The organism is Paenibacillus sp. JJ-223 (genome assembly GCF_927798175.1).
Lineage (GTDB): Bacteria > Bacillota > Bacilli > Paenibacillales > Paenibacillaceae > Paenibacillus > Paenibacillus hubeiensis.
In genome coordinates this window covers 127993-140057 of record NZ_CAKMMP010000011.1, presented here as the reverse complement: position 1 = coordinate 140057, position 12065 = coordinate 127993, and the positions used below count along the sequence as shown (strand labels likewise).

Annotated in this window: 9 protein-coding genes; 3 read left to right on the top strand and 6 right to left on the bottom strand. The window is 54.6% G+C overall.

The genetic code is table 11. The annotated features are described in order from the left end of the window. The first annotated feature begins 63 nt into the window (after positions 1 to 63). On the top strand, positions 64 to 1122 hold the full coding sequence (locus tag L6H98_RS19510; protein WP_236417574.1) for a lactonase family protein: 1059 nt from the start codon (positions 64 to 66) through the stop codon (positions 1120 to 1122). A 214-nt stretch (positions 1123 to 1336) separates the two neighbouring features. On the opposite strand, the gene L6H98_RS19505 is transcribed toward L6H98_RS19510, so the two are convergent. The 6 genes from L6H98_RS19505 to L6H98_RS19480 form a co-directional block, all read right to left on the bottom strand. Beyond that, positions 1337 to 2302, bottom strand: coding sequence for an ABC transporter ATP-binding protein (locus L6H98_RS19505; RefSeq protein ID WP_236417573.1), 966 nt, complete (start codon positions 2300 to 2302; stop codon positions 1337 to 1339). Continuing rightward, positions 2295 to 3278: an ABC transporter ATP-binding protein gene (locus tag L6H98_RS19500; protein ID WP_236417572.1), complete on the bottom strand. Its 984-nt coding sequence runs from the start codon at positions 3276 to 3278 to the stop codon at positions 2295 to 2297. The genes L6H98_RS19505 and L6H98_RS19500 overlap by 8 nt, the downstream gene beginning before the upstream one ends. Before the next feature lie 12 nt (positions 3279 to 3290). Next, a complete protein-coding gene (gene opp4C, locus L6H98_RS19495; protein WP_236417571.1) occupies positions 3291 to 4322 on the bottom strand; it encodes an oligopeptide ABC transporter permease in 1032 nt (343 codons plus the stop codon). A gap of 12 nt (positions 4323 to 4334) precedes the next feature. Further along, positions 4335 to 5291, bottom strand: coding sequence for an ABC transporter permease (locus L6H98_RS19490; protein ID WP_236417570.1), 957 nt, complete (start codon positions 5289 to 5291; stop codon positions 4335 to 4337). 122 nt (positions 5292 to 5413) lie between these two features. Beyond that, positions 5414 to 7150: an ABC transporter substrate-binding protein gene (locus L6H98_RS19485; protein ID WP_236417569.1), complete on the bottom strand. Its 1737-nt coding sequence runs from the start codon at positions 7148 to 7150 to the stop codon at positions 5414 to 5416. A gap of 327 nt (positions 7151 to 7477) precedes the next feature. Beyond that, positions 7478 to 8425 (bottom strand): winged helix-turn-helix domain-containing protein, encoded by a 948-nt coding sequence (locus tag L6H98_RS19480; protein ID WP_236417568.1) that lies wholly within the window; start codon positions 8423 to 8425, stop codon positions 7478 to 7480. Between the two features lie 385 nt (positions 8426 to 8810). Between L6H98_RS19480 and L6H98_RS19475 the strand changes: the two genes are divergently transcribed. Together L6H98_RS19475 and L6H98_RS19470 are read left to right on the top strand one after the other, a co-directional pair. Further along, positions 8811 to 10556 (top strand): rhamnogalacturonan lyase, encoded by a 1746-nt coding sequence (locus L6H98_RS19475; protein ID WP_236417773.1) that lies wholly within the window; start codon positions 8811 to 8813, stop codon positions 10554 to 10556. Positions 10557 to 10938: 382 nt separating this feature from the next. Further along, positions 10939 to 12024 carry a sulfate ABC transporter substrate-binding protein gene (locus L6H98_RS19470; RefSeq protein ID WP_236417567.1) on the top strand — a complete coding sequence of 362 codons (1086 nt, stop codon included), beginning with the start codon at positions 10939 to 10941 and terminating at the stop codon, positions 12022 to 12024. The last annotated feature ends 41 nt before the right edge of the window (positions 12025 to 12065 follow it).

Sequence of the window (12065 nt, the reverse complement as noted above, 5' to 3'; positions counted from 1 at the left end):
GTTCGTCGGGGGATAGAGATCAGATGTTTTTAGATAAAAGACAGACAAAGGAGAGGGTACGCGATGGAACAGTCAATCTACAATGAGACGTTATTTTATGTAGGGACGTATGCTTCTGCCGATCAGCCGGGAATCTACCTGTGCGCCTTGAATAATGACACGGGCGAAATGAGAGTGGTCAACTGGATGCAAGGCGTGGACAACCCTTCGTATCTTGCGCTCTGCCCGAAGGCCGACTGCCTGTATGCGGCGAGTGAAACGGAGGAGGGCGAATTGTTCGTGTACCGCCGCGACCCGGCGACGAGCGAGCTTCATTTGATGGATCGTAAACGTACGGAAGGATCGTCCCCTTGTTACGTGTCGGTCACTCGCGATGGTCGATGGGTCCTGACCTCCAATTACGGAAGCGGCAGCGTCAACGTGTTTCCGGTCGGGGATCAAGGTACGCTGGATGAAATGAGCGCAATGGTGCAGCATGTCGGCAGCGGGGAGAGCAAAGAGCGTCAGGAAGGCCCGCATGCGCATTCCATCCAGCCTGACCCGTCTGGCCAATACGCCGTGGTGTGCGATCTGGGATTGGATCAAATGATCGTCTATCGGCTGGATGAGGAGGGACGCCTTGTTACCCACCGCGAGCTCAAGCAGCCGCCTGGTTCAGGTCCAAGGCATCTTGTGTTCCATCCGAGCGAAAAGTGGGCATATGCCGTCAATGAACTGAACAACACGGTTTCCGCGTATTTGTACGACCTTCGCAGGGGAGAATTTTCGGTCATCCAACATGTCTCCACACTGCCTGAAGGGCATGACGGCACGGGAACGGCAGCCGATATTCGCGTATCGGCATGCGGACGATTCCTGTACGCGTCCAATCGCGGCGACGACAGCATCGTGCTCTATCACATCGACCAGGAAACCGGAAAGCTGGAAGCAGCGCAATGGACATCCACGATCGGCCGGACGCCGCGAAACTTCAACCTTTTGCCCGGAGGCATTCTGCTCGTGGCCAATCAGGATACCGACAGCATTGTAGGCTTCCGAATGGATGAGGAGGACGGAAGGTTGACCCATAACGGGTTCAAGCTGGAGATACCGCGCCCGGTGTGCATCGTGCCCGTCGTTTGACGTGAACCTTGACATGAATAGAACAGGCGCGAATGGAATGGATTGCAGAACATGTTATGCTGTTCGGGTGCATTTGGATTGAAGAAAGGCCGCTTAATCATGCATAGAGCATGATTAAGCGGCCTTTTTCGGAATCTGCGCTGCGGTGGGAGTTCAATGGATCGGACCCTCGAAGCGCCCTTGACCATTGCACGAAACAAGTCGATGAGGAGGCCTATACCAAATGGCAGGCTACCCAGTGATCGCTGCCGGCATTTCGGTACTCGGGCACTTGCTGCGAGCAAACTTCCTGTGCCCACGGGCAGCGGGTATGGAATTTGCAGCCAGCCGGCGGGTTGACCGGACTGGGGATGTCTCCTTGCAGCACGATGCGTTCCCTTTTGAGCTTGGGAATCGGCAGGGGCACTGCCGACAGCAAGGCTTTGGTATATGGATGAAGCGGGTTGCGAAACAGATCGTCCCGGCTCGCCGTTTCCACCATGGAACCCAGGTACATCACGCCGATGCGGTTGCAGAGATGTTCTACGACGCTCAAGTCATGGGAGATGAACAGGTAGGAAAGGCCCCGTTGTTGCTGCTGCCGTTTGAACAAATTGATGATTTGCGCCTGGATCGAAACGTCCAGCGCGGATACCGGCTCGTCGGCAATGATCAGGTCGGGATTCAGTACCAAAGCTCTCGCAATGCCGATCCGCTGTCGTTGACCGCCCGAAAATTCATGCGGAAAGCGGTCGATGTGGGCGACGGAAAGGCCGCATGCCTCCAATATTTCCTTAACCTGGTCGCGTACATTTCCAGCATCGCTCAGTCCGTGGTCGAGCAGCGCTTCTCCGATAGCGTCCCCAATGCGTATTCGGGGATTCAAGGAGCTGTATGGATCTTGAAATATCAATTGCAGCCGGGGCCGAATCCGCCGGATGTCTTGAGGAGACAAGGCGTGAAGGTCTGCCCCCTTGAACAGAACCTGTCCGTCGGTTTTATCCGTCAGCCGAACGATCGTGCGTCCAACCGTGCTTTTGCCGCTGCCGGATTCGCCAACCAGGCCGAAGGTTTCGCCCGGGCGGATCGTAATGCTGACGTCGTCCACCGCTTTGACGTATCCGGTCGTGCGGTTAAGCAGCCCTTTTTTGATCGGAAAATACGTCTTCAGGCGTTTTACTTCCAACAGAGGCTCACTCATGGGCATTTACCTCCTCATAGAGCCAGCAGGATGCTTTTTGTCCTTGGCCCACGTCCCGCAGCCGCGGCGGGCGCTCCCGGCAGATGGGCATGCACTGCCCGCAACGATCATGGAAATGACAGGAGTCCGTTAGGGAAAGCGGGTCCGGGACTTGACCAGGAATCGAGTACAGTTCCTCGTGCCGCTGATTCAGAATGGGCTTCGAACGGAGCAGTCCCTGAGTATAAGGATGCTTGGGATTTTCGAACAGCTGTACGACTTCTCCCTCTTCCACCACCTGGCCTGCATACATGACGACCACGTAATCCGCCATCTCGGCAACGACTCCAAGATCATGGGTGATCATCAGGATGGACATGCCCGTTTCGGATTTGATGGTACGGAGCATATCAAGAATTTGTGCCTGGATAGTTACGTCCAGCGCCGTCGTAGGCTCATCCGCAATCAATAGCTTGGGACCGCAGGAGACCGCCATGGCGATCATGATTCGCTGAAGCATGCCGCCGCTAAGTTCATGGGGATAGCTGTCGGCAATCTGTTCGGGCCGCGAGATCCCTACCTGCCGGATTAACTCGATGGCACGTGCACGGGCCTCCGCTCGCGTCAGCTTCAGATGGACCCTGAGTGGTTCCATAAGCTGCTGCCCGATTTTCAGCACAGGATTCAACGAAGACATCGGTTCCTGAAAAATCATGGAGATGTCATTTCCGCGGATATGACGAAGGGATGCCTTGCTCTCACGCAGCAAATCTTTGCCGCAGAAACGAATCTCGCCATGCGTAACGCGCCCTGTCTGTTCGTCGACCAGCCCCATGACGGACATGGCGGTGACGCTTTTCCCACATCCCGATTCTCCGACGATGCACACCGTTTCGCCTTCGCGTACGCTAAGGCTTACACCGTTGACGGCGGTAATAAGACCTTCTTCCGTCTGGAATTTCGTTTCCAGGCGGTCAATTTCCAAAATGCCGGCCATCGCGGCAATCACCTACCTTTTCTGTTTTGGATCCAGGACGTCGCGCAGGCCGTCGCCGAAAATGTTGATGGCAATGACCGTGAGGAAGATGGATAACCCGGGAGGAATCCATAACCAAGGGTGCGTCTGGAAATCGATCATGTTGTTGGCTGCATCGATCATGTTCCCCCACGTTGGTGTCGGAGGCATAACGCCCAAGCCGAAAAAGCTGAGGACCGATTCGCTAAGAATCGAGCCGCCGATGCTAAGCGTAGCCATAACGATCAGCAGTGGAACGATATTTGGCAGCAAATGATGGAACAGCTTGCGTCGGTCGCGCGGCCCAAGCACTACCGCTGCCTGCATGAATTCTCTCTCCCGCAGGCTCAGCATCTGTCCGCGAATCATGCGGGCCATGCCGGGCCAGTTGACGAAACTGAGCATAAGCATCACGATGTACATTCGCGATTCCGGGGGCACCTTCCATTCGGAGAGCAGTGCTCCGAAGATGAAGAGCAGCGGCAGGCCCGGAATGGTCAGCAGCAGGTCGGCTACGCGCATGATGACTTGATCGACGATGCCGCGGTAATAACCTGCGATGGCACCGAGCAAGGCACCGATGAATACGGACAATACCATGGAGGCGAGTCCTACCGTCAATGAGATGCGTCCGGCCATGAGCACGCGTGTAAGCACGTCCCTGCCCAGCGCGTCTGTGCCGAGCCAGTGACGCAAGCTAGGCGCCTGTTTCATGGCCGCCATGTTGATTTTGTTATCGGTGTAGGGAGAGAACAGCGGCCCAAGGAAGCAGGCGAGAAACATCAGAACAACGACGATCAAGCCGGCCATGGCCAATTTGTTTTTGGACAATCGCCGGATCGCGATCCGCCACAGGGAAGACTTGCGCGACTGCGGCGGCAAATTCGGCTGAGATTGCGGCCCGGGCTCGATGCCATAACCGGGTGCTTTCCGTCCAGGCTCTGCTTGGGGGGCTTCGACATGTGCCAGCGTTTGGCGGAGCTGCCCGCTTTTCGCACGGGAACCGCTAATAGGGGGGAATGACATGGCGTGTACCTCCTATTGCAGCCGGACGCGCGGGTCGGCAACATGGTAGAGCACGTCCGACAAAAGCGTCCCGATCACGGTCAGAATGGCGATGAACATGGTGAAACCCATCAGCAACGGATAGTCCCGCAGCGTAAACGACTGCATGTAGAGCTGGCCGATGCCCGGCCAATTGAAGATTCGTTCGATGATCAGTGATCCGCCGAACAGCGATGGCAGCTCGAAGCCTACCAGCGTGATGGCCGGAAGGAGCGCATTCCTTAGGGCATGGGTATACAGCACCTTGTTTTCCTTCAGTCCTTTGGCCCGGGCGGTGCGTATGTAGTCCTGCCGGATAACTTCGATCATGTTGCTGCGGAAGTACCTGGTTAACGACCCTACGCCCAGCAAAGTCATGACAATGACAGGGAGTGTCATATGTTCAATGACCTCCCGCACGTAGGCCATACCCGTCGCATTGCTTCCGGTAGTCATCATGCCCCCTGGCGGCAGCCATTTCAGATCGACGGCCAGCATTTTGATCAGAAACAGGCCGATAAAAAAGGACGGTACCGACATGGCCGCGAATATGGCGACCATCACCAGCGTATCGAACCATGAATACTGTTTGTAGGCCGCGATGACCCCGACAATGACGGCTATAATCCAGGTGAAGAAGGTAGACACTGCGGCGAGCAGGAACGAGTTCCAGATATATTCGTTGAACAGCGTAAGCACGGGCTTCTGCTGTGCCAGCGAATAACCGAATTCGCCCCGCATCGCATTGCCCATCCAGGTCAAGTACCTGTCCAGAACGGGTTTGTCCAGGCCGTAAATTTCCCGAAGCTCCGCCTTTCGCTCCGGGCTGAGCTTGATGTTGCTGGAGATGAAATCCCCCGGCGTCAGTGCGTACAGGCTGAAGATCAGTACCGACGCTGCCAGAAGAATGAGAATCATATAGGACAATCGCTTGGTGACGTATGTGCTCATGGCAATATCAGCTCCTTATCGGCACGTCCCCTCCAGTCTTGATGATACGGCTGAAGGGGACGCGGATTTGGCGTTGCATATGGTCGGTTAACGTTAGAAGGACATTTCTTCACGCGACCCGCTTATTTCAAGCTCCATTCCGGCAGGCTGGTCGCGATCCCGCGGAACGGGCTGACGGATAACCCTTCGATGCGCCCGTTATAGGCATATACCGTTTTGCGATAGCTGGTGAAAATAACGGGGAGTTCATCGTTCAGAAGCTGGTAGAGCTCTTTGTAGACTTGTTTGCGTTCCTCGATGTCTGTCGTGGCGAGCCCTTTTTGGTACAATTCCTTGACTTTGGGATTGTCATATCCCTTGATCTCGCCATCCACGAATTGATAAACCCCTTCGGAAGGGTCAGTCAGCATGGGAGTCGAGAAGGAGGCCATGTCATAATCTCCGCCCTCCACTTTGGAGACGAGCGCGTTGAAGTCGGCGAATACTTCCGGCTGGAACTGGATGCCGATCGCTTCGAAGTTTTCCTTGGCTACGGCAATGAAAACATCGGTTGCCGGGCTTTTGGTGCCGAGGAAGTGCAAGGACAGCTTGGTGCCGTTCTTTTCGCGTATGCCGTCCGCGCCGCGAACCCAGCCCGCTTCATCCAGCAGCTGGTTGGCTTTGTCCGGATCATAGGCATACGGATTGATGCCGTCTTCCGTATAGGACCACGAAATCGGGGAGGCCGGGATGTTCGCTACTGCACCGGCTCCCTGGTTGGCATCGACATAGATCGATTGCCGATCAAGCCCGTAGGTAATCGCTTGGCGGACCTCTTTTTCTTTCAGCTGTTCATGTTCCAGATTCAACTGCAAATACCCGTATGTACTTGGCGTGTAAGGCAGCAGATTCAGGTATGGCAGCGATTTGAGTTTATCGATGTTCTCCTGGGTGGCCGTGAACGCGGCAAAGTCGATCTCGCCTGTTTCGATGAATTGCCAGGTATCCCCCTCGGACGTTTTGTAAATAAAACGCTCGGCTTTCGGTTTACCTTTGTAGTAATACTCGTTGGCAATGAAGCGCACTTCCTGCCCGGGCAGGAACTTATCCAACTTGTACGGCCCGTTGCCGACTGGAGCGGCATGCAGCTGCTTGATGTAGTCGAGTTGGCCGAATTTGTACTCTTTGCCGTAGTAGGCTTTGGACAACACTTCCGAGCCAAGTGTCAACAAAGCGGTTGCGTTGGGCTGCTCAAGCGTAACGGAGATCGTTAGCGGATCAATGATTTTGATGCCCTCGATATGATCCGCTTTCCCGTCCGTATAGGCCTGCCCGCCTTTGACGTGGGTCGAGAAGATATCAAATCCGCCGTCATAGGCCTTATCGTGCAGAATGGTCCAGGTAAAGGCTACGTCTTCCGAGGTTAGGGGCGAACCGTCGCTGAATTTGGAGTCAGGGCGCAGATGGAACGTATAGGTCAGCTGATCGTCCGACACATCCCAGCTTTCGGCCAGATCAGCCACGGGCAAGCCTTGTTGATCGACGGTGACGAGCGAAGCAAACAGCAGTGAGGCAACATTGCCGTCATAACCGCTCTGGTGAAAATAAGGAGTGAATGCGCCGCTCGGATCCGTCAATGCCACAATGATCGTGTCCGTACGTTCCTTGGCAGATGCCGGCAATTTGCTCAAATCGGTGGCTTGATAAGGTCCATCCAAGCCGACGGCGGCAGTGGATTGGGTCTGGGCAGCCGAACCTTCGGCACTCCCGGATGAGCCGGCTGTTTCGGACCCGGAGCTGCTGCCTGCCGAGCAAGCGGACAACAACAACACTCCGCTAAGAAACATGGTGGACAACATCGAAGCTTTCTTCGTTTTCATAGTATCCTCCCTTGATTGCAATCTTCGATTTTTCCTCTCTCCTGAACCTTGTCTGAGGATGTTTAAATTTTTATAATTCCTATGAACTTAGTCAGATATGAGAGCGATAAGCCCTATTATAGAAATGCGGATTGGTTCTGTAAATAGAGAACCGGAATATTTTTTTTATAGATTAACCATAATTAACCACTTTAACGTGCTAAAATGCCGCATGATCAGGGCCGAAAATCATTGAACGGTCAAGTTCTGCGGCAGTCCTGCCATGCGGCATGTTGTACAGTGCGAAGGAGAATATTTTTGTGCAAATCCGAAATCCGGGGGGACAATTCAATCGCGTTCGATGTATTCGTGAACACTGGGAATCAGCTTGTCCAGCGCGCGTCGACGAATGGAATACTCGATCAGGTTCTCTCCCTCGAAGTGGGAGTAAATCAGCCCTGCTCCGCGAAGCTTGGAGATATGGTCATGCGTAATTCCTTTGGAAAGACCCAAATGGCGAACGATCTCGATGAAACTTCGAGGCCCATGATGCAGGAAACGTAAAATTCTGAGACGGTTTTTCTCGCCGAGGCTTCGGATGACGCGAAGTTCGTGGGTGGACATATATTCTTCGTTGCCGAAATACAGGCGTGCAGCATAATGGCATACCAAGGTATCGTCCAACTGCAGAATGATGTTCAAAGGCTGAAAGTGAAACTGTGGTACCAGTACGATGCGTCTCAATCCTTCCCGTGGACGGAACATGATGCCATTGGTTGCATCGTCGAGCACTTCATCGGGGGGGAGAACATTCAGCTGTTCCCGACGTGCGGTCATTTCCTTCAGCAAGGCCGGATGGATCCGCGAATCGGTAGAGGCGAAATAATGTTCGTTCCAGCCTTGCAACACTTGGGTCATCGCGGAGTGAAAGGCTTGCACATCTTCCGGGTAGGGGTAGCTGTAGCGCAGGAACAGCTCCGTTAACCCGTCGGTTCCCATCATGTCGAACCACCGAATAAACGATTCAGGGTCATTCTGATGACGTGGATCGGAAATTGATCCGTTCTCTGAAGCGTCCACGTACAGAAAGGCAAGCAGCAGCATCCAGTTCCAATCGTCGTCTACCTTAAGCTCGTTCAGAGCGGATGCCAGTCCTGTCGGCAGTCGTTCCTGAACGTCTTTGGCCCATGATGCGGACAGATCGATTTTTTTATGTGATTTTCGGCAGATATACGTATGCAAGCTGGCGATAAACTCCAAAGCCGGTGCGTATAATATCTCGATTTGAGGGTTCAATTCGGAAGCCACCTTTCTGGAAAACAAGGGTCACTCCATTATACCTTTATCGAGGTGATCGACGCCATGTTGGCTCAGACGTTATACGTTGAACGACCGCGTCGTCAACAGTGTAAATGAAATGAGTGAAAATGTTATTTTAGTCCTATATATGGAATTAAATGTTTAATGTAATATAAGTTATAATTAAAGCGCTTACATAAATATGCGCTATCGGGCATCGGGCTTACCAAATTCATGGGGGAGGCTGTTGAATATGGTGAATCGTCGGTCTTGGAAGCGAACATGGCAAAACGCGGGTTTGTTAATGTTGAGCTCGGCCTTGCTGGTGGCGACGCTTGGACTGGGCAGCCAGCAGGCGGCCCATGCGGCGGAGGCGCGCCAGATGGAGCTGCTGGATCGCGGCGTCGTGGCCGTTAAAACGGGCCAAGGCGTCTTTGTCAGCTGGAGGCTTTTCGGCAATGAAGGTTCTAATGTGTCGTTCAACGTGTACCGGGACGGGAAGAAGGTGAACACATCCCCGATTACGAACAGCACCAATCTCCAGGATGCAAACGGGACAAGCAGTTCCACATACACGGTCCGGGCCGTCGTTGGAGGTGCGGAGCAGGCGGCATCCGCCCCTGTGGGTGTATGGGGGAACAATTATTTGTCCGTCCCGCTCAATGTGCCGGCAGGAGGCACGACGCCGGACGGGGTTGCTTATACGTACAGCGCCAACGATGCAAGCGCGGGCGATCTGGATGGGGACGGCGAGTACGAACTGATCGTCAAGTGGGACCCGTCCAATTCGAAGGACAACTCCCAGAGCGGATACACCGGAGAGGTGTTCATCGATGCGTACAAGCTGAACGGAACGCATTTGTGGCGCATCAGCCTGGGCAAAAACATTCGTGCAGGCGCCCATTATACCCAATTCATGGTCTATGATCTGGACGGAGACGGCAAGGCCGAGGTGGCGATGAAAACCGCCGATGGCACGAAAGACGGGGCCGGCAGGGTCATCGGCGATGCGGGCAAGGATTATCGCAATTCGAATGGCTACGTGCTGTCCGGACCGGAGTACCTGACCGTGTTCAACGGGGAGACGGGCGCGGCCCTGTCCACCGTGAATTATGATCCTCCGCGCGGGAACGTTTCCGACTGGGGAGACAATTACGGCAACCGGGTGGATCGTTTCCTGGCGGCGATCGCGTATTTGGACGGAGAGCGGCCAAGCCTGGTCATGGCACGCGGATATTACACCCGTACGGTACTTGTCGCGTACAATTGGCGGGATGGACGATTGACCAAACAATGGACCTTCGATTCCAAAGCTTCGGGCAACTCGGGTTATGCGGGACAAGGCAACCATAATTTGAGCGTCGCCGACGTGGATGGAGACGGCAAGGACGAGATCGTTTACGGCGCCATGGCGGTCGATCATAACGGAGCCGGGTTGTATACGACAGGGCTGAAACACGGGGATGCGATGCATTTGAGCGATCTTGACCCGGATCGGCCGGGACTGGAGGTATTCCAGGTGCACGAAACCCCGTCCAACGCGGGTGTGGAGTTCCGTGACGCAGGGACAGGGCAGTTGATCTGGGGGGTCCCCACAACGAGGGATGTTGGCAGGGGGATGGCTGCAGATATTGACCCGAGATATCGCGGGGTGGAAGTATGGGCAGACGGCGCGCTTTATACGGCTCAAGGCCAGAAGATCGGGACAAAGCTGCCTTCATCCACGAATTTCGGAATTTGGTGGGACGGCGACTTACTGCGGGAGCTGCTGGATAGCAACCGGATTGACAAATGGGACTATGCCAACAGCCAAACGGTTAATTTGCTGACTGCGTCGGGGGTTTCCTCCAACAATGGCACGAAGTCCACGCCGAACCTGCAGGCGGACCTGCTGGGAGATTGGAGGGAGGAAGTGGTCTGGCGCACGAATGACAGCTCGGCGCTGCGCATCTATACGACAACGGATGTTACGGACAAGCGCATTTATACGCTGATGCACGATCCGGTCTACCGGCTGGGCGTGGCCTGGCAAAACGTCGCCTACAACCAGCCGCCGCATACCGGATTTTATCTGGGAGATGGCATGAGTGCCCCTCCGATGCCTCATATCCGGTTTGCCGGGCAGTGAAGGCCGATCACGAGGCATGACCCGGAAGGTTTGAAGCGGTTAGGGGTACGGATATGTTCCGTACCCCGCTTGTTTTCTGCGCATGAAAAATATTGGAATTTTGCGTAAAAAACGTTTGACAGACCTGGGGACTGCCCTTATTATAGGCATATAACTTACTAAACAGGTAGGAATAATTGTTTAGAACAGCATACGTTCTCACCGTACAGACGGAGGAACTCCACAGCACGTCATCCTGGATGAAGCTTGCACGCGTATTCGGCGGCAGGACTTCATAGGAGGATCGGGCATGGGGTTCCTGCGTCTATTTTTCGTTGAACGTCATACGCTGTTCAGCCTGCCGATGCAGTCACGCAGATTCATTCAGGGGGAGTGTTGAGCGATGAAAAAGGGAGTTCGGAGAAGCATTTTGGTTGGTCTTGCTTTGGTATTGACGGGGGTGCTGGCTGCATGCGGATCAGGCAGCGGAAGCGGCGGATCAAGTGCTGCGGAAAGTTCGGGAGAACAGGGGAGCGGTTCCGGGAAAGCCAAGGCAGTGGAGCTGCTGAACGTATCCTATGATCCGACCAGGGAGCTGTACGAACAGTTCAACAAGGCATTTGCGGCGCATTGGCTGCAAGAGAAAGGTCAGGAAGTGACCATCAAGCAGTCCCACGGAGGTTCGGGCAAACAGAGCCGTTCCGTCATCGACGGGCTTGATGCAGACGTGGTGACGCTCGCGCTCGGTTACGATATTGATGCGATCGAGGACAAAGGGCTGATCAATGCGGGCTGGCAGGACAAATACGAGCACAACAGCTCTCCATATACGTCCACCATCGTGTTTCTGGTGCGCAAAGGCAACCCGAAAGGGATCAAGGATTGGGATGACCTGATCAAGGATGGCGTCGAGGTCATTACGCCGAATCCGAAGACGTCCGGCGGAGCGCGCTGGAACTACCTTGCAGCTTGGGGTTATGCGCTGAAGCAGAACAACAATGATGAGGAAAAGGCGAAAGCGTTCGTGGCAGAGTTGTTCAAACACGCACCGGTGCTCGATTCCGGAGCGCGCGGGGCAACGACGACATTTGTGGAGCGCGGCATTGGCGACGTGCTTCTGGCTTGGGAGAATGAAGCCTTCCTCTCCGTCAAGGAACTGGGACCGGACAAATTCGATATCGTGGTGCCTTCAATCAGTATCCTGGCTGAACCGCCGGTCGCGATCGTTGACAAAAATGCGGACAAAAAAGGAACTCGCGAGGTCGCGGACGCTTACCTGAAATACCTCTATAGCGAAGAGGGGCAGACGATCGCGGCCGAGAACTATTACCGTCCGACGCTGGACAGCGTAAAAGAAAAGTTCAAGGATCAATTTCCGGAGCTGGAACTGTTCACGTTGAAGGATGTATTCGGCACATGGCGGGATACGCAGGCCAAACATTTCAACGATGGGGGCATCTTCGACCAGATCTACGTTCCGGGGAGCTAATGGACGCAGCCAAGGCAAGGCGGAGGACGGCCATGAACGGC